The organism is Mycolicibacterium sp. P4_G11 (genome assembly GCF_056555145.1).
This window is the reverse complement of record NZ_JBFUJW010000010.1, coordinates 76,842-100,289: the sequence shown is the minus strand read 5'-3', so window position 1 is coordinate 100,289 and position 23,448 is coordinate 76,842. Positions and strand designations below refer to the sequence as shown.

Genomic DNA, 23,448 nt, shown 5'->3' with positions numbered 1-23,448 from the left:
TCAGGCCGCGCCGTCGTCGGTCGGCAACTGCGCCAGATAGTCCTGCCAGTCGAGGCTGTCGATCGGGTCGGCGCGGGTGATCTGCGGATCATCGGACGCGACGGTGCGGGCCACGCCGGGACCGGTAGCCCGCGTTTCGAATCGCACTGTCATGACTCCGTGCCCGGCCCCCTGCACCCAGCCGTGGCCGTGGTCCGGATGCTGGACGTCATCGCCGACGCGCCACGGGGATTCGGCCGGCGGGGCACTCACCGGCCCGGCCTCCCCCGCCGGCGTCGCGAGATCAGAGCCGTCAGCCATCTCGAGTTCCGGGAACAACGACTCCTGCTGAGCATCGGTCAGGCCCGAAAAGCCCACGCCCACAAGGCGAATCGGACCGATCTCGACCGGATCGAGCAGCAGCCGGCGGGCCGTCGCCGTCAGCGCCGCAGGGTCGGTGGTCGCGTACGGCAGCGTGGCCGAACGGGTCAGCGTGCTCATGTCGGACTTCTTGAGCTTCACCGTCACGGTGCGCGCACCACGGCCGTCGCGCTGCAGCCGCCGGTGGGCGTGCTCGGCGATGGGCCCGATGCTCTCGCGCAACTGCGCCAGGGTGGTCAGGTCAACCTGGAACGTGGACTCGGCGCTGATCTGTTTGGCCTCGGCGCGCTCGGCCACCGGGCGATCGTCGATCCCGCGGGCCAGCCGGTGCAGTGCCGGTCCGATGGTGGCGCCGAGGACGTCGGCGGCCTCGGCGTCGGTGAGCGCCGCCAGCGCGCCGACGGTCTCGATGCCCAGCCGGTGCAGCCTCTCCTCGGCGACCGGCCCGATCCCCCACAGCTTGCGCACCGGCAACGCCGCCAAGAGCGGACCCTGCTCAGCACCGCTGATGATCCGGACCCCGTCGGGCTTGGCCAGTCCGGACGCGATCTTGGCGACCTGCTTGCCGGACCCCGCACCGACCGAGGCCACCAACCCGGTCGCGGCGCGCACCGTGGCGCGCAGGTCCTCGCAGAACTGCCGGACCTCGTCGGGCTCGGCACCGACCAGCTCGATCGGCTCGCCGAACGCCTCGTCGAACGACAGCTGTTCCAGCACGGGCACCACGCTGCGGACCGCGTCGAGCGCGCGTCGGCTGGCCACCGAATACACCGCGCCGCGCGGCGGCAGGACGACGGCCGACGCCCCCACCAGCCGCCGAGCCTGATGCATGGGCATCGCCGAGCGAGCGCCGAACCTGCGGGCCTGATAACTGGCGCCGGCCACCACGCCACGACCGCCGAGCCCGCCGACCAACACCGGACGGTCCCGCAAGGTAGGTCGGGTCAGCTGCTCGACGGACGCGAAAAAGGCGTCCATGTCCAGATGCAGGACCCAGCGATCCACAATGGCCAATGCTAGGTGGCTACCCTTCTGATCATGAACGACGTGCCCATCCGCGACGAGTCGATCCGCCTGGGCCAGTTTCTCAAGCTGGCCTCGCTGATCGACAGCGGCGCCGATGCCAAGGCGGTGATCAGCGACGGCCTGGTCGAGGTTAACGGCGAGGTCGAGACGCGGCGCGGCCGGCAGCTGCGGGCCGGCGACGTCGTCTCCTACGGCGGAAGTCTGGCAAGAGTCACCAGCTAGCGTCTGTATGGTCCGCCCCGTGTGGGCCGCCGTAGTGATGTTCGCCGTCATGGCGATGTGGGATCCAGTCCGCCTCGGAGTGGCGGTGTTCATCGTGATCCGACATCGGCCGATCCCGGCGTTGTTCGTATTCTGCCTCGGCGGTATCGCCTCCAGCCTGCTCGTCGGCCTGAGCGCCGTCTACCTGCTGCACGGCACCACCAAGCGGCTCATCGCCGACATGAACTCGACCACGGACTCCATCGATCCTGCGGACGCCAAACTGGCGATCGGCGGGCTGGTGCTGCTGGTCGCGGTGGCGCTGCTGTTTCGAGCCGGGACGAAGACCCCGGTGCCCGCGGCGGTGACGGGACGTGCCGGTTCGGGCGCTGACGTCCAGGAAGAGGCCGAACCGGAGTCGTCGTCCCTGACGGCACGGCTGACGACCTGGGCTCGCAAGCTGATGCGCAGCCAGTCGTTGTGGATGGCGTTTCTGGCCGGGTTATGGGCCGGCCCGGGGCCCCACGTCGAACTGGTCGGTGCACTCGGCGTGATCCTCGCTTCCGGGCAGTGCAAGTCAACGCAGGTCTCCGCGGTGGTCGTGTACGCGATCGTGTCGTTCGCATTCGCCGAGATCCCGCTGCTGTGCTACCTGATAGCGCCTGCCAAGACGCAGCAGTACCTGGAGCTGGTGCCGAATTGGTTGCGGGCCAGGCGCATCTGGGTGATGGCGACGGCGCTGACTCTGTTGGGTGTGTATCTCCTCGTCTCGGGCACGCTGTCGTAGCCAGAGGCCAATCGTGTTGCTGTGAGCCACCATTGAATGACCTGAGAATTGTGACGCCCCAGCGGCGGCTGTGCCTACGCTGAGTGTCGGCCCGGGTGGTCACAATTCTGGGGGCGGGGTTGGTGGCGGATCGAAGCCATGGGCAGTCTCGGAGCAGAGCCGACAGATGGCGGGCACTCGCGCCCGCTTTGATGGTCGTCAGCGTGACGGTGTCCGTCATCGTCAACTCGGCCACCGACCCCATTGATTTCCACATCTACGTCCTCGGCGGCGCTGCACTGGACCAGCCGAACGCGCTCTATCAGGCTGCGTACCTCGATCCCGCACACCACGAAACCATGCCGTTCGTCTATCCACCGTTCGCCGCCATGGTGTTCTATCCGCTCCACTTGATGCCGTTCGGACTGGCCGTCACGCTCTGGCGAGTGGGCATCATCGCGGCGTTGTTCGCGGTAATTCGACTGTGCCAGAAGATGATCGGCGTGATCGACAGCCGCGTCGCCATGCTGTGGTTGGCCGGGTCGATCTGGCTGGAGCCCATCGTCGGCAACATCAAGCACGCCACGATCGGCGTCTTCCTGATGGTTCTCGTGATGACTGCCGCATACAGTTCCCGATGGTGGCTGTCTGGGCTGCTCGTCGGGCTCGGCGCGGGAATCAAGCTGACCCCGGCAGTCAGCGGGCTGTATTTCTTCGGACTGCGGCGCTGGGCGACCGCGCTCTTCGCTGCGCTTGTTTTCACTGCGACGCTTGCGGTTTCGTATCTGGTGGCCGGCGACCGGGTGCGTTACTTCTTCACCGACTTCATTGGCCGGGACAAGCTGTTCACCATCGGGAACGTGTACAACCAATCGTGGCGCGGTGGCATTGCCCGGATCTTGGGGTACGACCCAGGGATGGGTGCGCTGGTGTGGGCTGCGATCGCCACCACCGGCGTGCTTGCCACGTTGGCCTGGTGGGCTTTGGGCAACGCCGGATCGGACCGTGACAAGCTGGGCTCACTGCTCGTGGTGATGCTCTTGGAGCTGTTGTCTTCTCCGGTGTCGTGGACTGCCCACTGGGTATGGCTTGTGCCACTGCTGGTTTGGTTGCGACACGGACCGTGGCGGAACAACCGTGGCGCCAGGGTGCTGTGGTGGGCGTGGATCGTGGTCACCTGCGCGGCCGTGCCGAACATGCTGGCGCAGCTGCAGGTGAATCGATGGGAGATCGCGCGCCCTTGGTACGAGGCGTGGGCCGGACTCGTCTACCCGATGCTGACGCTGGCCACGCTCGGGTGGATGGTCAGAACCGGCATGGCCGCCTGGCGGCAGCCCGCCCCGCCGGCGCACGTGGCGGGCACCAGCATTTCCACAGGCGGTATTGGCTGCGCTGCCGATATAGTCGGCCGGTGACCGCCGGGCCTGCCTCGACATTGCGGCCCGAACTGTCCCGCTGGCAAACGCTGGCGCCGGTCATCCTCGCTGTCAGCGCAACCCTGCGGGTCGCCTCGACGATGGGCTACTACCTGGTCAAGGGTGACGCCTTCTTCGATCTTCGGGTGTATGTGCTCGGCGGCTCCGCGTTGGCGCATTCCGGCAGCCTGTACGACTTCTTCTACGTCGACCCGACCAAGGGCGAACACCTGCCGTTCACCTATCCGCCCTTCGCGGCAATGTTGTTCGCTCCCTTGCATTTTTTGCCGTTCGGGGTGGTTGCCTTCGGCTGGCAGGTCGCCTTGATCGCCGCCATCTACGCGAGCGTGCGGCTGAGTCAGAAATTCGTCGGTGGCGGCGGTCGGCGCACCGCGATGCTGTGGACCGCCGGCGCGATCTGGATGGAGGCGCCCGGCAGCAGCATTCAATCGGGCCAGATCGGCATCTTCCTGATGTTGGCCGTCCTCTACGCCGCCTACAGCCCGCGGTGGTGGCTGTCGGGGCTGCTGATCGGTGTCGGTGCCGGCATCAAACTGACACCGGCGATCACGGGCATGTACTTCGTCGGAGTGCGGCGGTGGGGCACCGCGGTGTTCTCCGCCGTGGTGTTCTTCGCGACGGTCGGGCTGGCGTATCTGGTGGCGCCCGAGGAGACTCGCCGCTACTTCCCGGGCCAGATGATCGCGGCCGGCAAGACGCTGCCGGCAGGCTCGGCATGGAACCAGTCCTGGCACGGCGGGCTGTCGCGGATCCTCGGGCACGACGCCGGGATGTCTCCGTTGGTCATCGGCGCGATCGTCGGCACGGCCGTGCTCGCGGTGCTCGCCTTCCGAGCCCTCGGTGGCGAGCGGGACCGGCTCGGGTCACTACTGGTGGTCCAGCTGTTCGGGTTGCTCGCGGAACCGGTGTCGTGGGTCCATCACTGGGTCTGGGCGCTGCCGCTGATGATCTGGCTGATCTACGGTCCCTGGCACGACAAGCCGGGTGCCCGCATCCTGGGTTGGGGTTGGGTGGCACTGATGGTGCTCAGCGTGCCCAGCCTGCTGTCCCTTGCCCAGCCCGATATCTGGCAGATCAGCCGGCCCTGGTACCTGGCCTGGGGTGAGGCCGTGTACATCGTCGCCGCGCTGGCGACCATGGCCTGGATAGTCCGAACGGGGCGTCGTGGTCACGTTGCGCACATTGTCTGACCGGAGGCTGCCGGCGCCTGTGCTGCTGCTGGCGAGCGCGGTGACGTTGCTTGCGGTGACGATTCCCAGCCAGCCCGACTTGGTCGACTTCCACGTGTATGTCCTCGGTGGCGCCGCGCTGGACCGCCCCGACACCTTGTACGCCTTCGCGTACTCGGACCAGTCCCCCACCCAGCCGCTGCCGTTCGTTTATCCACCTTTTGCGGCAATCATGTTCTACCCCTTGCATTTCCTGCCATTCGCGGCCGTTGGGCTGGTGTGGCAAGTCGCGATCCTCGCCGCGGTGTACGCGATCGTGCGGATATCCCAACGCATGGTGGGCAGCGGCAGTGCGCGCGAGGCCATGGTGTGGACCGCGGGCCTGATCTGGCTCGAGCCGGCCCGTGTCGCTCTCGACCTCGGACAGGTGGGCGTCTTCCTGACGCTGGCGGTGTTGTACGCGGCCTACAGCACGCGATGGTGGCTGTCGGGCCTGCTGGTCGGCCTGGCTGCCGGGGTGAAGCTGACTCCGGCCATCACCGGGCTGTACTTCGTCGGCGTGCGACGCTGGGCCGCCGCGGCGTGCTTGGCCATCGTCTTCTTCGCCACGGTCGGGGTGTCCTGGCTGGTGGTCGGCGATCAGGTGTGGCACTACTTCACGAAAGTGATGGGCGATACCAGCATCAACCCGATCGGCATCGCGTTCAACCAATCCTGGCGAGGCGCCATATCGCGGATCGTGGGCCATGACGCGGGGGAAGGCGCCCTGGTACTCACCGCGATCGTCGGGACCACCGTGCTCGCCGCGCTGGCGTGGTGGGCGTTGGGGAACAGCGCAGGTGACCGCGATCGGTTGGGGTCGCTGTTGGTCGTCGAACTGTTCGGCCTTCTGGTGTCGCCCATTTCCTGGGTGCACCACTGGGTGTGGATACTGCCGCTGATCATCTGGCTGCTGCGCGGACCCTGGCGGGACGAACCTGGCGCCCGGTTCTTCGGTTGGGGCTGGATCGCGCTGACGCTTGTCAGCGTCCCCAGTGTCTTGGCCATGGCTGAACCGAGCCTGTGGCAGATCAGCCGCCCGTGGTACCTGGCGTGGGCCGCGGTGGCGTACGTCGGATTGGCGGTGGCCACTCTCGGCTGGACGGTCGTCACCGGCCGACGGCTGCGGACCTGACCGCGAGCGTGCGCCGACGGCACGCTCGCGGGAAGTCGTCAGGCCTTGGCGATGGCGGCCCGGACGCCGTCACCGACGTCGGCGCCGTCTGCCAGTTCCTCAGCAGCCACGACGGTGAAGTCCGTGGCCAGGATCTCGCCCGCGATCAGGCCGGCATGGGTGGTCGCCCACGACTGCTTGTCGGCCGGCACCGCGAACGTCACGGTGATCCGGTCGGACACGTCCAGCCCCGTGGCCTTACGCAGGTCCTGCAGTTCGCGGATGCGGTCCTTGGCCCAGCCCTCGGCCTCCAGCTCGGGAGTGACGGTGGCGTCGAGCACCACCAGGCCGGCACCGTCCGGCAGCGCCGCGGTGAACTCCGGTTCTGCGGCAACGAGTTTGGAGCTGTACTCCGCCGGCAGCAGGACAGCGGGCCCCGCGGTCAGCGTGCCGTCGGCGTTGACCACGCCTGCCCCGGCCTTGACCGCCTTGATCGCGGCCTGCACGTCCTTGCCGATGCGCGGGCCGGCAACACGTGCGTTGACCGTCAACTCGAACTTGCCGTAGGCGTCGATGTCGTCGGTGAGCTCGACGGCCTTCACGTTGAGCTCGTCGGCGATGAGGTCGACGAAGGGCCGCAGCGCCTCCGGGTTGTCCACCGCCACAGTCAGTTTCGGCAAGGGCAGGCGCACCCGGAGCTTCTTGGCCTTGCGCAGCGACGAGCCCGCCGAGCACACCTCGCGCACCCGGTCCATGGCCGCGACCAACTCGGGGTCGGCGGGGACCACGCCGGCCTCCGGCCAGTCGGTCAGGTGGACGGAACGCTCGTCGGTCAGTCCCTGCCACATCATCTCGGTCGCCAGCGGCAGCAGCGGCGCGGCCAGGCGGCAGGTCACCTCCAGCACGGTGTGCAGGGTGTCGATGGCGTCGGTGTCCTCTTCCCAGAACCGCGAACGCGACCGTCGCACATACCAATTGGTGAGGGCCTCGGCGAATTGGCGCAACTGCTCGCAGGCGCCCGAGATGTCGCAGGCGTCGAGCGAGGCGGTCAGGGTGTCGCGCAGGTCGGCGAGCTTGGCCAGGATGTAGCGGTCCAGCACGTGCGTCGAATCCGTGCGCCAGGTGCCCTTCTTCGGCGCGTACAGCGCCAGGAAGGAGTACGCGTTCCACACCGGCAGCAGCACCTGCCGGACGCCGTCACGGATGCCCTGCTCGGTGACGATCAGGTTGCCGCCCCGCAGGATCGGTGAGGCCATGAGGAACCAGCGCATGGCGTCGGACCCGTCGCGGTCGAACACCTCGGACACGTCCGGGTAGTTGCGCAGCGACTTGCTCATCTTCTGGCCGTCGTTGCCCAGCACGATGCCGTGTGCCACACAGGTTTTGAATGCCGGACGATCAAACAGCGCGGTGGCCAGTACGTGCATGGTGTAGAACCAGCCGCGCGTCTGACCGATGTACTCGACGATGAAGTCGCCCGGGAAATGGGCTTCTTCGCTCGCCGAGCCGTCGAACCAGTCCTGATTCTCGAACGGATAGTGCACCTGCGCGTAGGGCATCGAGCCCGAGTCGAACCAGACGTCGAACACGTCCTCGATGCGGCGCATCGTCGACTTCCCGGTCGGGTCGTCGGGATTGGGCCGGGTCAGCTCGTCGATGTACGGCCGGTGCAGATTGTCCGGGCGGACGCCGAAGTCCCGCTCCAACTCATCCAGGCTGCCGTAGACGTCGATCCGCGGGTAGGCCGGGTCATCGGACTTCCACACCGGAATCGGGCTGCCCCAGTAGCGGTTTCGCGAGATCGACCAGTCGCGCGCATTGGACAGCCACTTGCCGAACTGGCCGTCCTTCACGTGCTCGGGGTACCAGGTGATCTGCTGGTTGAGCTCGACCATCCGGTCGCGGAACTCGGTGACCTTGACGAACCACGACGACACCGCGCGGTAGATCAGCGGATTGCGGCACCGCCAGCAGTGCGGGTACGAGTGCTCGTAGGTCTCGTGCCGCAGCAGCGCCGGCGCGTTGACCGCCGCCGGGCCGGTGCCGTTCTTCAGATCCTTGATGATCTGCGAGTTGGCCTCGAAAACCTGCTGTCCCTGGTAGTCGGGCACAGTCGAGTCGAAGCGGCCCGTGGAGTCCACCGGCGTGACCGCGACGATGCCCGCGGCGTCACAGGTGGCCTTGTCGTCCTCGCCGTAGGCCGGGGCCATGTGGACGATGCCGGTGCCGTCCTCGGTGGTGACGAAATCGCCCTGCAGCACCTGGAATGCGTTCTGCGCCCGGTCGCTGTCGACGAAGAACGCGAACGGCGGCAGGTAGTGCGTGCCCAGCAGTTCGGCGCCGAGATAGCTGCCGACGACGACCGGCTCCTCGCCGAATTCACGCACATAGGCGGCCAGCCGGGGCTCGGCCAGGACGTAGTTCTGCTCGTCGGGACCCACCACCTGCACGTAGGTGACCTCGGGGTTGACCGCGACGGCCTGGTTGGACGGCAGCGTCCACGGCGTGGTGGTCCAGACCAGCAGACGGGCGCCGGCGACCGGACCGTCGGTCGCGACGAAGCCCACGGTCAGCGCCGGGTCCTGCCGGCTCTGGTAGACGTCGTCGTCCATGCGCAGCTCGTGGTTGGACAGCGGGGTCTCGTCGTTCCAGCAGTACGGCAGCACCCGGTTGCCCTCGTAGGCCAGGCCCTTGTCCCACAGCTGCTTGAACGCCCAGATCACGGACTCCATGAACGTCAGGTCCAGGGTCTTGTAGTCGTTGTCGAAGTCGACCCAGCGCGCCTGGCGGGTGACGTAGGACTGCCACTCGTTCGAGTACTTCATGACCGACGCACGGCAGGCGTCGTTGAAGGCGCCGATGCCCATGGCCTCGATCTGGGCCTTGTCCGAGATGCCGAGCTGGCGCTGCACCTCGAGCTCGGCGGGCAGGCCGTGGGTGTCCCAGCCGAACCGTCGCTCGACCTTGTAGCCGCGCATGGTGCGGTACCGGGGAACGATGTCCTTGACGTAGCCGGTCAGCAGGTGGCCGTAGTGCGGCAGGCCGTTGGCGAATGGCGGGCCGTCGTAGAAGACGTATTCGGGGGCGCCGTCGCGGCGCGCGATGCTGGCGCGGAAGGTGTCGTCGCGGGCCCAGAACTCCAGGACGTCGGTTTCGAGGTCGGGGAAGTTCGGTGTGCCGCTGGCGGTCTTGGGGTACGCGCTCACGTCAGGGTCTCCAGTGCCGTCAGCACCAACAGGTGCTCAGTTCCAGGCACGGGGACGACGATCTCGCGTCTGGACGCGAGCGCCGCGGTACCACCCCGCTTGCGCACAGCCGACCCGGAAGGTCGCACACGTGCGCCGCTCAACTGCAGGCGATGACGGGCCTACCCGTTCGGTTCTACTGAGCTGCCGCAGCCAAGGCCGGCGCAGCCGTTCTTCCGAATGCTCCCCGGTGATGGCCGGATCGATGCGAATGCAGCGAGTCTAACGGGCGCGGGTCACCACGTATTACTCGGAGACCGGCATGGCCTCCGAGGCCAACTCGATCACGGCGTAGGAGAACTGCTCGGCGAGTTCTTCCACCGTGTAGGGCTCGAACTGGTGCCGGGCGTACCACCAGTCGACGTGCAGTACGTCGTCGGCCTGGAACGCACGCACCTCGAGTGTGTGCGCCGGACCCGGATGCTCGCCATCGATCGCGGACATGCCGTAACTGAACAACACGTCGGCAACGTCCTGCGGATCGGCGGTGGCGGCCGCCAGGGCGCCGCGCACCGTCTGCACCATCTCGGTCGCATCCACGTCCGATGCCGAGACGGCATCCACCTCGAGCCGGCGGATAACGGCCAGTCCGCCGCCGGAGCGTTCCTTCGCTACAGCCACGTCGACCGCGGCTCGGCCGGGTCCGACAACCCGCTCGATTGCGCGGCCGAGCGCCGCGATCAGCAGCACCTCGGCATCCACTTCCAGGTATTCGACAGCGCCCTCGAGCTCGGCGGTGATCACCGGCGACAGCGGGGCCTCGAGGCGCCGCATATCGACCGCAGTACCGGCGGTGTCGAAGCCGCCGAACTCGTAGTCGGCGACGTGCACCGTCGCCGCAGCAGCAGAAGGGAGAACGGCATCGATCTCACCGGCGTACGCAACAGTCATGTGATGCACACTACAACACGATTCCCAAATTTGGGACATAGCTCCCGAAACTGTGACGCCCATGTCAATTACGGCTTATGTGTCGTAAAAACAGTTGCTAGCAACCAAAGGGGGGAAGGGTCTATCGTGGCAGGGTGCCCCGAACAGACCAGAACGGCAGACAGCTCAAGGCGCTGCTCGACTACATCTTCGACGGCGACGTCGAAGCGAGGGAGATCTACGGTGCGCTCGGAACGTCGAGCAGTACGTACTACCGGCGGATCAAAGAGGCCGACTATCCCAACGCGGAAGAGCTCCGCCTGGTGGCCGATCACTTCCGGTTGAGCTATCCCGACCTGCAAGTTCGGTTCGGCTTGATGAGTCACGACGAGGTCGTCAACTACATCCAATCGGCGCCCCTCGCGGTTGCCACGGCGGCGCCGGCGGTCCCCAAACGCGCCACAAAGTTGTCGGAAATGACGCGACGTGCTGATGCACCGCCGCTCTGACCAGTAGAATCTGAGCGTTCGCAGGCGCTGGCAAAGGCTCCAACCATGGCTCTCACATTGCTCATAACCATCACTCTCGCCTGTATGGCGTGGAGTTTGTGGATTCGTCGCGTCACCTGGTCGTGCCGCTGGGAAGTGGCAGCGACCCTCAACATCGCGCTGCAGGCCGCCGCCGTCGCCCTGATGTCCCCGATGGCCGCCGACACCTTGGGCCGCGCCATCCACTCGGCAACCGGCGTCTGGAACCTGCCCGCCTACCTCGGACATGACTGCTACATCGTGGCCGCCTCGGCCATCGTCTACAACGCCATCGGCCGCCTGGCCGACGACGCCGCCATGCAGAAGATGTTCACGCAATACATCGAGCGGCCCGCGACCCTGTGCATCCCGGTGCTGCTCGCGCTGTTCTCGATGAGCGTGGCCGGTCGCGAGTACTCCCCCGACCTGTTCACCATGCCCACCGACGGCTGGCTCGCCGCGTACTGGCTGGTGCTGTGCGGCACCCTGACCTACCTACTGGTGTTCGGCGGCCGCGCCCTGCTGGTGTTGCGCAAGATCCCCGACTCGCGGCGCATCGCCAACATCTACCTGTTCGCGACCGCCAGCGGCATCATGGCCTGCGCCACCCGCATCGTGACGTCGCTGGTTCCGGAGCTGCAGCCCCTCGAAGACGGCAAGTTCGTCTGGGTCTTCGCCTGCATGTGCGGCGGGGTCTTCGCACTCGCGTCCGCGCACTCGTGGCTGATCAAGACCAAGTGGTTCTCGAAGGCAGCCCACTGAGCCTCCGCCGCTGACCGTCGGAGACTCGTCAGCAAAAGGCCCGATCCGCCAAAATCTGCGGGGATGCCTTACTCTGCTATCCGGCACCCGGTGTCAGTTTGACTGTGTTTCACCACCTTCGACGACACCCGGCCTTCACCCCTGCCCGAACATCCCCGAGGAGGAAGTGTCCGTGATCGAGTCGTCTCTGCCGGCCGTCCTGCGCGAGCGCGCCAGCCTGCAACCCAACGACGTGGCTTTCACGTTCATGGACTACGACACCGACCCCGATGGCGTGGCCAAGACCCTCACCTGGGCTCAGCTGTACCAGCAGAGCGTCGCAGTGGCGCACGAACTGCGCCAGCACGGTGAGATCGGCGACCGCGTGGTGATCGTCGCCCCGCAGTGCCTCGAATACGTCGTCGGATTCCTCGGCGCCCTCGAGGCCGGCATGATCGCCGTCCCGCTGACCCAGCCGATCATGGGCCACCACGACGAGCGCGTCATCTCGGTCATGAAGGATGCGCAGCCCGTCGTCGCCCTGACCACCGCGGCCAGCAAGGACGCCGTCGCGCAGTACGCGACGCCGAACGACGACGGCCGCAGCCCCGCCGTCCTCGCCGTCGACGAGCTGGACCTGGAGACCCGCCGTAAGCCGTTCTCCCGCCGCGAGGTTCGCCCGGAGACCGCGTACCTGCAGTACACCTCCGGCTCGACCCGTACCGCCGCCGGCGTGATGGTGTCGCACCGCAACGTCTCGGCCAACTACGAGCAGATGATCGCGGTCTTCTTCTCCGACTGGGGCAAGGTCGCGCCGGCCGGCAGCACCGTGGTGACATGGCTGCCGCTGTACCACGACATGGGCCTGCTGCTCGGCGTCTGCACCCCGATCCTCGGCGGCTGGCACACCGTGATGACCAGCCCCATCTCGTTCCTGGTCAAGCCCGCCCGCTGGGTGCAGCTGATGGGCAGCCACAAGAACGTCATCACCGCCGCGCCGAACTTCGCCTTCGACCTGGCGGCCGCCCGGACCACCGACGAGGACATGGCCGGCAAGGACATGAGCAGCGTCCTGACGGTCTTCAGCGGCGCCGAGCGCGTGCAGCCGACCACCATCAAGCGCTACATCCAGCGCTTCGCCAAGTTCGGCCTGCCCGGCAAGGCCATCCGCCCCAGCTACGGCCTGGCCGAGGCCACCCTCTACGTGGCGTCGCGTGAATCCGGTGAGCCGCCGACGGTCGTCGACTTCGACACCGAAAAGCTGGCCGACGGCATCGTCGAGCGCGTCGAATCGGGCAGCCCGCTGGTGAGCTACGGCTTCTCGCCGTCGCCGCTGGTTCGCATCGTCGACCCGGAGACCCGCCGCGAGGCCGCCGAGGGCACCGTCGGCGAGATCTGGACGCACGGTGAGAACGTGTGTGCCGGCTACTGGAACAAGCCCGAGGAAACCGAGAAGACCTTCCGCGGCGTGCTCGAGGACGCTCCCGAAGGCACCCCGTCGGACACCTGGCTGCGTACCGGCGACCTCGGCTTCATCTCCGAAGGCTCGCTGTTCATCATCGGCCGCATCAAGGACCTGCTGATCATCCGCGGTCGCAACCTCTACCCCGACGACATCGAGGCCACCGTCAGCGCGGTCTCGGGCGGCCGCACCGCCGCCGTCGGCTTCGAGGAGGACGGTGTCGAGCAGTTCGCCGTCGTCATCGAGATGAAGAAGCGCGGCGACACCGAGGACGAGGTCCGCGAGAACCTGGCTCAGGTCAAGCACGACATCACCTCGGCCATCTCGCAGGTACACGGCGTCAACGCCGCCGACCTGGTGCTGGTCGGCCGGGGCGCTGTGGGCCGCAACGTCACTGGCGTTGCGGCCCACAGCCGTATCTGGGTATCGGTGCCGCGGCCTGGGACCGGAGGTGGACGGTGCCGGCGCTATGAGCGGATCAGCAGAATATCGGTACGCCGCGCCGGTGCCGCATGAAGTTCTTTGATCGGGCGATCTTTCCATTTCAGATACCAGGCATTGCTGTACCCGTTCGCTATTTCGTAAGCGGCGAAGTTTTGCTGAATTCGTTTGAACAGGACACCGAAAGCCGCTTGGTCGTCTTCGGGGTTGGCCTCGAAGATGATGTTCATATTCGCGGAAAACGCGTCGATGTGGTCGAGAATGTCATTCAGAATGGTCGTTTCAGCACCTTCGACATCCATCTTGATCAGCCGGATACGTGCCAATTCAGCGGCCGAGAGAATATCCAGCAACGGAGCCGCTTCGACTGTCGCGCATTTCTTTCCATTGCGCGACCGCAAGGTGGTGGTGGCACCGATGTTGCGGGGGCCGAAGTCATAGAGGTCGAGTTCGCCGGCATGGTCGGAAACCGCAACGTTCACGGGGCGGATACGACTGGCGAGCTCGGGGTTACGGCCGAGATTGTGCAGCATCTTCCGGTAGATGTGGGGCGCAGCCTCGATGGCGACGACGTCGGCCCGGGTCGCCGCGAGCATGGCGTCGTAGCCGATGTTCGCGCCGATGTCGACGAACAGATCTCCCGGATCGAGCGTGTTTTCGATAATTCGCGAGATGGCGGGTTCCCACACGCCGTAGTAGATGATGCTGCGCTGAATCGAGTCGACGGGGTCGCAATGGAAGGTGGCGCCGTAATAGCTGGTCGCGTCTCTCGGCTTTCTGAGCCCGAGCTGGTACCAGTCGAGAATGCCACCCCCGACCCATCCTGGTAGTGGCCGCAATGCGTCAGCGAATTTCCGAGGATCCATCAGTGATCGAATATCCTGTTCTGCTTTAGAGTCGCGGTGCGATCGCGCCAGGCCGTCGCACAAACATCGACGCTAAATTCCCCCCACCGGACGTCAGGAATTCAACCAGATTTATTGACGAGAAAGACGAATTTCTCGGAATTCGCTCGGCGTCAGCCGAAGAAGCCGCGGTGCTGTACCGACCCGGCCGCCTCGAAGGCCGTCGTCATCTGGCACGCATCACAGGTCGCCGCGTAGCCGCACTCCGGGCAGGGTTCGACCTCGTCGGACTCCCGGCGGGCCTGCCGCTCGGCCAGCAGCCGTTCGGTGGCGGCCAGGGCCGCCGCCTCCTCGGCCTCTTCGCGCTTGCGTCGCGGCGACTTGGAGGGCCACCAGTTGGCGTCGCCGAGCAACGCCGCCATCGCCGGCACGGTCACCGTGCGGACGATGAAGGTGTCCAGCAGCAGGCCGACACCGATGATGAAGCCGAGCTGCACGGCGCCCAGGATGCTACTGACCGTCATCGCGAGCATCGACGCCGCGAAGATCAGACCGGCTGAGGTGATGACGCCGCCGGTCGCGGCGACCGTTTTCACGATCGCCGAGCGCACACCCCATTTCGCTTCGTCACGTATTCGGGATATCAGCAGCAGGTTGTAGTCGGCGCCGACCGCCACCAACACCAGGAAGGCGATGCCCGGCACACTCCACGAGATGTCATAGCCCAATATGAATTGGAAGAACACCACCCCGATGCCCAACGCCGAGCCGTACGACAGCACCACCGACAGCACCAGGTAGAGCGGTGCCACGACGGACCGCAGCAGCTGCACCAGGATCAGGAACACCACGATCAGCGTGACGATCACGATGTACTGGATGTCGCTGTTGTAGTAGTCGCGGATGTCGCGGTTCACCGCGGACAGACCGACCATCGACACCTTCGCGTCGGACAGCGTCGTGTTGGGCAGCGCCGTCTGGGCCGCCTTGACGATCGCGTTGGTCTGGTCCATGGCTTCGGTGCCGAACGGGTTCAGCGCGGTCTGCACCAGATAGCGCACCGTGTGGCCGTCCGGGGACACGAACAGCGTCGCGGCCTTCTCGAACTCGTTCCGGCTCAGAATCTCGGGCGGGACATAGAAACCGGCCATCTGCGGCGTGTTGGCGTCGCGCCGCATGCCGAGCAGGAACGACGAAGCCTGGTTCAGGCCGCCGCCCATCCCCCGGACCTGGTCGACCAACAGCTTCACGCCGTCCGCGAGCTGCTTGCTCGAATCGGCCAGCAGGTTGACGCCGTCGATGGCCTGCTGCAGGCGCTTCTCCAGGTCGGCGGTGTCGTACAGGCGCAGCTGCTTGAGCAGGCTGGTGATGCCCTCGATGTTGGTGCCCATGCCGCGGACCTTGTCGTCCATGCCCGGGTCGCTCTTGTACTGCTGCAGCATGTGGCCGAGGTTGATGACCTTCTGCACGGTCTCGGGATCGTTGCCGTCGTTGACGTTCTGCAGACCGATCTTCAGGTCGTTGCACGCCGGGTAGTAGTTGCAGAACGGCGTCGCGTTCAGCGTCTCGAGGGCTTTCCCGGACCACTTGTAGACGTCTCCGACGCGGACCAGCTGCCCACCCACGGCGTCGCCCAGCGACGTCATCTGCGACACCATCTTGGCCGACTTGTCCAGATCGTCCAGCGTCTTCGAGCCGCCGTACTGCTTCTGTAGCGCCGCCATCTGGGTCAACATCGAACGCACGGGACCGATCGAACCGAGCACCTGCGTGCGGATCTGGTTCAGCGCATCGGCCAGCTGATACTCGCCGTCGACGAGCTTCTGCAGGATGGCGTCATTGCTGTTGATGAGGTTCGAGGCGTCTTTCAGCTTGCTGCCGACCTCACCGGCCTGATACGTGGCCTTGGCCTGTTCCAGCACATCACCGGTAGGACGGGTGATACCGCGGACCGCGTCGATGTGCGGCAGCTGGGCAACGCGCTGCGCCATCTGTTCCATGTCCGCGAGCGACTTCGGGGCCCGAAGGTCGCGCGGTGACTGGATGAGAATGAACTGCTGCATGGTCGTACTGACCGGGAAGTGCTTGTTCAGCGCCTCGTACGCAATGTTGCTGGCCGCATCGGGGTCGAGGTCCTTGCGGTTGTCGTAGTTGTAGCGAACCATCGTCGCGCAGCCGGCAAGCGCGAGCAGCACCGCGAGGCTGCCGGCGAGGTGGGTCACGGGCCGACGGACGATGTTGACGCCCGAACGGCGCCAGAACCGGCCCGTCATGTCCTTGCGCGGCTTGATCCAGCCGCGCCGTCCGACCAGAACGATCAGGGCGGGCAGCATCGTCACCGAGGCAAAAAAGCCGACCAGCACGGTCACGGAGAGCGCCGGGCCGATCGTCGCGAACACGCCGAGGGTGGCGAACGACAGCGCCAGGAAGGTGATCGCGACGGTGCCGGCCGAGCCGGCGATGACTTCGCCGATCGAGGTGAGCGAAGAGACCAGCGCTTGATCGCTACTGACTCCTTGCCGAATGAACTCCTGATATCGGCTGAACAGGAATATGGCGTAGTCGGTCCCGGCGCCCAGCATCATGCCGGTCATCAGCACCAGGGTCTGTGGCCCGACCGCGAGCCCCAACAGGCCCAGTCCGGCCACGAGCTGCTGCGCCACGATCAGCGAGACGCCGATGGTGACCAGCGGCAACAGCATCGCGATCAGGCTTCGATACACGATCATCAGGATCGAGAACACCAGGATGCCGGTGGCCGCTTCGATCATGTGCTGATCGCGGGCGCCGATGTCGTTGATGTCCTGGAAGGTGGCCGACGCACCCACGATGTTCAGCGTCAGATCGCTGCCCTTGACCACCTCTTGGACGGTCTTCTGGGCGTTGCGGTATGCCAATTGGCCCGGCCCGGTACCCATGCTGCCGACGAGGCTGACGGGTAGCTGCACTGCTTTCCCGTCCTTGCTGGCCATCACCTGGCGCAGCTCGGGAATGTGGATGAAGTCCTGCGTGGACTTGACGTTGGTCTTGTCGGCGTTCAGCTTGTCGACGAGTCGGCGATAGACCTCTTCGTCGTCCTTGCTGAAGCCCTTGTCGTTGGTCAGCAGGACGACCGCGATGTTGCCGGCGTCGGCTTCCCGGAACGCGTTCTTCATCGCGTTGCTGGCGATCAGCGTCGACGCATCGTCGGGCAGGAAGGGCGGTGGACGCCGGCTGGCAACGTCGACCAACGTCGGTAGCGCGAGAAAAAGGACGACCGCCACACCGATCCAGGCCGCCAAGACCATGACGGGGCGCCGCACCACGAACTTGCCGAGTGCGGCGAAACCCGCATGTGCCAAAGCACCGCTTGGCCTGGCACGTTTCAGCATCCCCGACAGGCTACACGCCGCAAACCGATCAGATGCACCGACCGGCACCCCAATATCGACGCCGCCAAAGAGCCGCAATCCCGCCGCCATGCTGTAATCGGGTGTGCCACTGATGAAGTCATCCGCCCTCCGCCACGCCTCCGGGCGCGGAGCGTCCTTGTTGCCATTCATGTCCCAGCAATGCGGAGATCAGCGGCAGACCAATATGTGTGGCGCCCTGTGAAGTTTGCTATCGCCATCCATGGCACGCGCGGAGACATCGAGCCCAGCGGGGCCGTGGCCCGCGAATTGCTGCGCCGCGGCCACGAAGTGCGCATGGCCGTGCCGCCGAATCTCGTGTCATTCGTCGCTTCGGCGGGTCTTCCCGAACCCGCCAGCTACGGCGTGGATTCTCAGCAGCAACTCGATGCGGACATCTTTCGCGACCATTTGAGCGTCAAGAACCCCATCAATGCGGTGCGCGAACTGCGGGACTACATGACGCAGGGCTGGCAGGACATGAACGCCACCCTGACCGAGGTCGCCGCGGACGCGGATCTGCTCCTCGCCGGGACCACCTACCAAGAGGTCGCCGCCAACGTCGCCGAGCATTTCGACATCCCATTGGCCGCCCTGCACTACTTCCCGTTCCGCCCCAACAGCCAGGTGCTACCGGTACCGCTGCCGCTGCCGCTGATCCGCCGCGGCTTCGCCGTCGGCGAGTGGTTCCACTGGCGCATGCTCAAGGAGGCCGAGGACATCCAGCGGCGCACCCTGGGGCTGCCGCCGGCCACGGTGCGGGCCGTCCGCCGCATCGAGGACCGCGGCGCACTGGAAATCCAGGCCTACGACGAGGTGCTGTTCCCCGGGCTGGCGGCCGAATACGGCGATGCCAAGCCCCTGGTCGGGTCCATGTCGATGGAACTGCAGACCGATACCGACGCCGACGTCATGGACTGGATCACGAACGGAAAGCCGCCCATCTATTTCGGCTTCGGCAGCATGCCGGTGGAATCCCCCGCCGACGCCGTGGCGATGATCGACACGGTGTGCGCCGAGCTCGGCGAGCGGGCGCTGATCAGCTCGGGTGTCTGGGACCTGCCGGACACCGTGCTGGGCGACCACGTGAAGCTGGTCGGTGCCGTCAACCATGCCGCGGTGTTCCCCCTGTGCCGGGCACTGGTCCATCACGGCGGCGCCGGTACCACCGCGGCGGGCCTGCGCGCCGGGGTCCCGACCGTGGTGCTGTGGGTCAGCGCCGACCAGCCGGTGTGGGCCGGGCAGATCAAGAAGCTGAAACTCGGGGCGTCAGGCCGCTTTTCGAAGACCACGCCCGCATCGCTGAAGGCCGCACTGCGCACCGCGCTGCAGCCGGAGTGTGCGGAGCGGGTCCGGGCCGCCGCCGCGCGCATGACGAAGCCCGCGGACAGCGTCGCACGGACAGCGGATCTGTTGGAGAAGGCCGCCTCTAGTAGAGGGTGAGCGGCGTGAGGCCGAACTCGTCGAGCGTCTGCTGGACGAGTTCGCGCAGCACGGCCCGGGTGTTCTCGGCCCCCACCTGGTAGCCGACGATCCCGAGGTTCACCCGGCCGTTGTACCGGCCGGACGCGACCACGAGCAGGCCGCCGGGCCGCTCGATGTCGGCCCGCTTGACGTTCTGCTCGACACCCCAGCAGTTCAGGAACGTCGCCTGGTTGACGCCGTCGGGCCGGCACATCAGGTCCGGCAGCTCGGCGAAGTTCGAGCACGTCACCGGCATGTCACCGAGCACCAGGTCAGCCGTCTTGTCGACCGCGCGCAGCGGAATGAACGGCGTCAGCGGCAGCAGGATGAACGACTCGTCCGGCTGTTCCTTGGCCGTGCTGAGCGAGGTGCGCAGCGCGGCCCGCAGGTCCGTCAGGTCCTTGGCCACGTGGGTCGGGTCGACGGTCAGATTGGCGAACGCCATGGCATTGGCGCGGGTGTCGTCCATCGAGGTGCGGTCGTTGACCGCGACCATGAGGGCAATGTTGTTGTCGTGCTTGCGGTGCCGTTCCATCCGGACACCCAGCCGGGCCGCGAATGCCGCGGCCAGCGAGTAGGTGTTGCCGCCAAGGGCATCGCATTTCGCATCCCACTGCTCGACGTCGATGTGGGTGCCGGCGAACGGCATCAGCACGTGCTCGTCGGGGTTGGTCCCGGTCGGGGCAGGTCGGGTGTCCCCGGACTTGGAGAGCTCGTGACGCCTGCGGTGGAGCATCTTCGCAGCGGCCACGACGGTCCGGCGAACCTCGGGCCAGTCACGCCGGGCCTGACGCAGATCGGCGCGGAGGCCCTGCCACCGGGTCCGGGACCCCGGCTGGGCGTAACCCAGATCCCGGCTCTGGCCCAGGACCGATTCCATGATCGCGGCCACCGCTCCGGTGCCGTCGATCAGGCAGTGCGACAGCGCCAGCGCCACAGCCGTCGAACCGTCGCTGAACGACTGGACGCCCAGGTGCCAGCCGGGACCGTGCTCAGGATCGATCGGGATCTGCGACCGCTCCTCCAGCCAGTCCGTCAGTTCCGAACGCGGGCGGGCGGTTTCGGCGATGTCGAGCGGCCGCTCGACGGCCGGCGCGGCGACCCACCGGGCGCGACCGAACGGCAGCGGCGAACGCTCGATACGCCGGGCCGCCAGGCTCCGGCCGAAGTTCGCGTGGAAACGGCGCAGTCCGTCGAGATCGACGGGCCCTTCGTAGAACCACATCGCCAGCATGACCTGGACCCGGCCGCTGGCCCGGTACGACAGAAAGGTCGCCTCGTCCATGTAGTCCAGACGGTCCTGCGGACGGTCCAGCTCCTGCGGCAGCTTGCCGAACCGGCCGCTGCCGGTCCTCTTCGACCGGGTATCAGTGGACAAGATAGACCTGGCCCTTCACTTTTCGATTGTCGAAACTGGGATTGTCGGGGAGTTATTCGTAGACGGCAGACAGGCCGAACTCGGCCAGCGTCGCTTCCACGTGCGCGCGCAGGGCGGCCTTGGTGTTCTCGGCGCCCGGCTGGTAACCGATCACGGCCATCGACACCCGGCCGATCATCTGCATGGAGATGACGGTCAGAATGCCCTTGCGGTGCTCCATCACCGCGCGCGGAACCTGACCGTCAACGCCGCGTGCCATCACGTACTCGGCCGGCGTTCCGTCGACGCGCGCCAGATCGTCCGGCAGCACGCCGAGGTTCGAGCAGAACACCGGCAACTCACCGAACCCGACCGCGATATCCGCGGCCTGGGTGACGACCCGCTTGGGGATGAACGGTGTCAGCGGCAGCAGCTCCAACTTCTCGTCGGGCTCTTCGCGCATCTTCCGCAGGGCTTCCTTGATGATCGCCCGCGTTTCCGTCAGGTCCTCGGCAACACCCTTCGGATTGACCCGGGCATCACCGATCAGCACCGCGTTGGCGCGGGTGTCCTCGAGCGTGCGGTCGTTGATCGGCACGACCAGCGGCACCACGCCTTCGGCCTCGCTGAAGCGGCCCACCCGCTCGGACAACCGAGCGGCGAAACCGGCGATCAGCGCATAGCTGTTTCCGCCGAGCGCCTTGGCCCTGGCCTCGAATTCGGCAGCGTCGATGAACGCGAAGATCGCCGGTACCACCAGGTTTTCCTTGGCACTGGCCGAATCCAGATGGGCCGCGGCTGATTTTCCGGAGCCCCGCAGCTCGCTGCGCTTCTGGTACGCCTGCTTGGCCGCCGACTTCATCGAACGACCGAGTTCGGGCAGGTCGCGGAAGGTCTGGCGGAAGTCGGTGCGCAGCGCCTTCAACGACGAGCGGGACCGCGGCTGGGGCAGACCGAGGTCGCGCACCTGGCCCGTCACCGACTCGAACACCGTCAGCATTGCGCCGCCGCCGTCGCCGATGCAGTGCGATCCGACCAGGCTGACCACGGTGGCACCGTCGTCGAGCGGCTGCACCCCCATGTGCCAGGCCGGACCGAACTCCGGGTCGACCGGGATCTGGGCGTGTTCGTCGAGGAAGTCGCCCAGCTCGGCGCGCGGACGGACGGTCTCGTACACCCGCATCGGGGCCGGCGGCCCCAGCGACGACACCCACCGGTGCCGGCCGAACGGCAGGATCGACGGCTCGATGCGCCGACCGGCCAGACCGTGACCGAAGTTGTAGTGGAACCGGCGCAGGCCCTCCATGTCGACCGGGTGCTCATAGACCCAGACGCACTGCATGACGGCTGCCTGCCCGGTGGCCCGCAGGCCCAGGAACATCGCCTGATCGACGTAGTCGAGCACGCGGCCTTGATCGTCGGCGTTGCCGTCAGCCAGCCAGCGGCGCAACAAAGGCACACGCGACGGACGCGTGGAGGTCGTCACAGATCAGCCCTTCACAGCTCGAATCAGTTCGCTGCGGCAACCGTTGTGGCGCAAGGCATCCGAACGCCCGGCACCAGAACCACCGTCGGCGACCCGCAGGTACACCGCACGCATCGCGTGCAGGTACTTGTCCACCGATTCGCGGGCGATGGGGTTGTCCGGGTAGGCGATGGTGACCGACGTTTCCTTCTCGGACCGGTTCACCCAGATGCCGATCTGGTACGCCGAGCGGGCATCGCTGTACACGCGGCCGTTGAGCCGCTCCCACTCGTTCATGATCGCCGGCGACAGCGGCGGCAGGTTGGTGTCGAGGTACGACACCATCGGCACACCCGGGTCCGCCTTGCGGATCGAGTCCACCTTGCCCTCTGCCAGTTCCAGCACGCGCTCGAACGGGACGTGCGCGAGGTCCATGCCGGCGTCGAACGCCTTCTGCATGGCGCGGGCCGTGTCGCCGAACGACTCCGGCGCCACCGGGACGCTGATCGGCACGACACCGGTGAACCAACCCGTCGTCATGAACTCGGCCGGGGTGCGGCGCGTCGTGGTCGGGGTGATGACGTTGTAGACCGGCCGGCCGGTGAGCTCGTGCTCGGCAAGCGCCGCGCAGGCGATCACGCCGCCGATCACCCGGGCCCCGGCGGAGATGCACGCAGACTCGAACCGCTCCGACTGATGCTTGTCCATCAACCGGACGGTGAGCATCTCGCCACCGCAGGCCACCGTCGGGTCACCGAGCGGCAGCGGGAAGCACGGCAGCGTGCCGTCGTTGGCCTCGGCGAACTTGATCCAGTCCTTGACTTCCTGCGACTCCAGCGTCAGCGCCGCGGTGAAATCCGCCTGCTTGACGCAGTAGTCGTCGTAGCTGCCGGCGTCGGCCAACGGGATCGGCGGAGCGCCACTGACCAGAGCCGCGTACATGAGGTGGATCTCGACCAGCACCAGCCCCATCAGCAACGCATCGGTGTGCACGTGGTCGATGCTGAAGTAGAAGGTGAAGTGGTCGTCGCGCTGGATGATGCCGAAGTGGAAGCAGTCCCACTGCAGCGGATCGGGCGTCGCGAGCACGTGGTCACGCCACTGCTGAGCGTTCATCTCGCCGTGCTCGGTGGCCACCAGCTTGATGTCCCGCGGGCTCTTCGCCGTCCGGCGGATCACCGCGTCGTCGTCCGTGAGCTCGAACCAGCTGTGGAACGTGTCGTGCCGGCGCACGTAGGCGTTGATGACGTGCGTCATCGCCCGGACGTCGCACTTACCCGGCATGTCCCAGGCCGCGATGTTGAGCCGGGCCATGTCGGTGCCGTTGCGCTCGTGCGAACGGAACGCGCGGATGTGCTGGCTCTGCTGATAGCTGACCGGAACCGAACTGACCGGTGCATTGCGCAGCTTGGTGAGCGACGCAGAGGAAGGGTTCCAGGAAGTCAGAACACCCGAGGAACCCATCCAGTCATGGATGGTCCTAATCGCAACCATGCTCACTCTCCTGTGCTTCGGTGAATTCAGCGTGCGG

17 protein-coding genes are annotated in these 23,448 nt (G+C 66.5%); 9 read left to right on the top strand and 8 right to left on the bottom strand.

Features of this window, described 5'->3' with window-relative positions:
- Positions 1–1,338, bottom strand: a complete 1,338-nt coding sequence (locus AC1U2B_RS21625; protein WP_480218597.1) for a DNA polymerase IV — start codon at positions 1,336–1,338, stop codon at positions 1–3.
- A 60-nt stretch (positions 1,339–1,398) separates the two neighbouring features.
- Between AC1U2B_RS21625 and AC1U2B_RS21620 the strand changes: the two genes are divergently transcribed.
- From AC1U2B_RS21620 to AC1U2B_RS21600, 5 genes are all read left to right on the top strand, one after another.
- Positions 1,399–1,608, top strand: a complete 210-nt coding sequence (locus AC1U2B_RS21620; RefSeq protein ID WP_133763189.1) for an RNA-binding S4 domain-containing protein — start codon at positions 1,399–1,401, stop codon at positions 1,606–1,608.
- Positions 1,609–1,627: 19 nt separating this feature from the next.
- Positions 1,628–2,374 (top strand): GAP family protein, encoded by a 747-nt coding sequence (locus AC1U2B_RS21615; RefSeq protein WP_480218389.1) that lies wholly within the window; start codon positions 1,628–1,630, stop codon positions 2,372–2,374.
- 83 nt (positions 2,375–2,457) lie between these two features.
- On the top strand, positions 2,458–3,768 hold the full coding sequence (locus AC1U2B_RS21610; RefSeq protein WP_480218388.1) for a mannosyltransferase: 1,311 nt from the start codon (positions 2,458–2,460) through the stop codon (positions 3,766–3,768).
- On the top strand, positions 3,765–4,979 hold the full coding sequence (locus tag AC1U2B_RS21605; RefSeq protein WP_480218387.1) for a mannosyltransferase: 1,215 nt from the start codon (positions 3,765–3,767) through the stop codon (positions 4,977–4,979). Before AC1U2B_RS21610 ends, AC1U2B_RS21605 begins: the two co-directional genes overlap by 4 nt.
- Positions 4,972–6,132, top strand: a complete 1,161-nt coding sequence (locus AC1U2B_RS21600) for a mannosyltransferase (RefSeq protein WP_480218386.1) — start codon at positions 4,972–4,974, stop codon at positions 6,130–6,132. Before AC1U2B_RS21605 ends, AC1U2B_RS21600 begins: the two co-directional genes overlap by 8 nt.
- A 38-nt stretch (positions 6,133–6,170) precedes the next feature.
- Here AC1U2B_RS21600 and ileS read toward each other — a convergent pair whose 3' ends face one another.
- Positions 6,171–9,317: an isoleucine--tRNA ligase gene (ileS, locus tag AC1U2B_RS21595; protein WP_480218385.1), complete on the bottom strand. Its 3,147-nt coding sequence runs from the start codon at positions 9,315–9,317 to the stop codon at positions 6,171–6,173.
- A 285-nt stretch (positions 9,318–9,602) separates the two neighbouring features.
- The gene (locus AC1U2B_RS21590; protein ID WP_480218384.1) at positions 9,603–10,247 is read right to left on the bottom strand and encodes a hypothetical protein; all 645 of its coding nucleotides are present in this window, start codon (positions 10,245–10,247) and stop codon (positions 9,603–9,605) included.
- 134 nt (positions 10,248–10,381) lie between these two features.
- Between AC1U2B_RS21590 and AC1U2B_RS21585 the strand changes: the two genes are divergently transcribed.
- The 3 genes from AC1U2B_RS21585 (at position 10,382) to AC1U2B_RS21575 (ending at position 13,472) form a co-directional block, all read left to right on the top strand.
- Positions 10,382–10,735 (top strand): XRE family transcriptional regulator, encoded by a 354-nt coding sequence (locus tag AC1U2B_RS21585; protein ID WP_260938869.1) that lies wholly within the window; start codon positions 10,382–10,384, stop codon positions 10,733–10,735.
- Between the two features lie 45 nt (positions 10,736–10,780).
- A complete protein-coding gene (locus AC1U2B_RS21580; protein WP_480218383.1) occupies positions 10,781–11,515 on the top strand; it encodes a hypothetical protein in 735 nt (244 codons plus the stop codon).
- Between the two features lie 172 nt (positions 11,516–11,687).
- Positions 11,688–13,472: a fatty-acid--AMP ligase gene (locus tag AC1U2B_RS21575; RefSeq protein ID WP_480218382.1), complete on the top strand. Its 1,785-nt coding sequence runs from the start codon at positions 11,688–11,690 to the stop codon at positions 13,470–13,472.
- On the opposite strand, the gene AC1U2B_RS21570 is transcribed toward AC1U2B_RS21575, so the two are convergent.
- Both AC1U2B_RS21570 and AC1U2B_RS21565 read right to left on the bottom strand, forming a co-directional pair.
- The gene (locus tag AC1U2B_RS21570) at positions 13,424–14,326 is read right to left on the bottom strand and encodes an FkbM family methyltransferase (RefSeq protein WP_480218381.1); all 903 of its coding nucleotides are present in this window, start codon (positions 14,324–14,326) and stop codon (positions 13,424–13,426) included. The genes AC1U2B_RS21575 and AC1U2B_RS21570 overlap by 49 nt on opposite strands.
- A gap of 89 nt (positions 14,327–14,415) precedes the next feature.
- Positions 14,416–17,613: an MMPL/RND family transporter gene (locus AC1U2B_RS21565; RefSeq protein ID WP_480218380.1), complete on the bottom strand. Its 3,198-nt coding sequence runs from the start codon at positions 17,611–17,613 to the stop codon at positions 14,416–14,418.
- A 219-nt stretch (positions 17,614–17,832) separates the two neighbouring features.
- On the opposite strand from AC1U2B_RS21565, the gene AC1U2B_RS21560 reads away from it, so the two are divergent.
- Positions 17,833–19,074, top strand: a complete 1,242-nt coding sequence (locus AC1U2B_RS21560) for a glycosyltransferase (RefSeq protein WP_043396373.1) — start codon at positions 17,833–17,835, stop codon at positions 19,072–19,074.
- Here AC1U2B_RS21560 and AC1U2B_RS21555 read toward each other — a convergent pair.
- From AC1U2B_RS21555 to AC1U2B_RS21545, 3 genes are read right to left on the bottom strand one after another with little or no spacing between them, the layout of a single operon-like run.
- On the bottom strand, positions 19,061–20,473 hold the full coding sequence (locus AC1U2B_RS21555) for a hypothetical protein (protein ID WP_260972637.1): 1,413 nt from the start codon (positions 20,471–20,473) through the stop codon (positions 19,061–19,063). The genes AC1U2B_RS21560 and AC1U2B_RS21555 overlap by 14 nt on opposite strands.
- 52 nt (positions 20,474–20,525) lie before the next feature.
- A complete protein-coding gene (locus AC1U2B_RS21550; RefSeq protein ID WP_260972636.1) occupies positions 20,526–21,938 on the bottom strand; it encodes a hypothetical protein in 1,413 nt (470 codons plus the stop codon).
- A gap of 3 nt (positions 21,939–21,941) precedes the next feature.
- Entirely contained in the window at positions 21,942–23,411 is a 1,470-nt protein-coding gene (locus AC1U2B_RS21545) for a condensation domain-containing protein (protein ID WP_480218379.1), read from the bottom strand.
- Between the last annotated feature and the right edge of the window lie 37 nt (positions 23,412–23,448).

Bases quoted from the DNA above. Each gene is read 5' to 3' on its own strand.
- AC1U2B_RS21545 (WP_480218379.1), bottom strand. From the start codon at position 23,411: ATGGTTGCGATTAGGACCATCCATGACTGGATGGGTTCCTCGGGTGTT.
- AC1U2B_RS21565 (WP_480218380.1), bottom strand. From the start codon at position 17,613: ATGCTGAAACGTGCCAGGCCAAGCGGTGCTTTGGCACATGCGGGTTTC.
- AC1U2B_RS21590 (WP_480218384.1), bottom strand. From the start codon at position 10,247: ATGACTGTTGCGTACGCCGGTGAGATCGATGCCGTTCTCCCTTCTGCT.
- AC1U2B_RS21580 (WP_480218383.1), top strand. From the start codon at position 10,781: ATGGCTCTCACATTGCTCATAACCATCACTCTCGCCTGTATGGCGTGG.
- AC1U2B_RS21620 (WP_133763189.1), top strand. From the start codon at position 1,399: ATGAACGACGTGCCCATCCGCGACGAGTCGATCCGCCTGGGCCAGTTT.
- AC1U2B_RS21625 (WP_480218597.1), bottom strand. From the start codon at position 1,338: ATGGACGCCTTTTTCGCGTCCGTCGAGCAGCTGACCCGACCTACCTTG.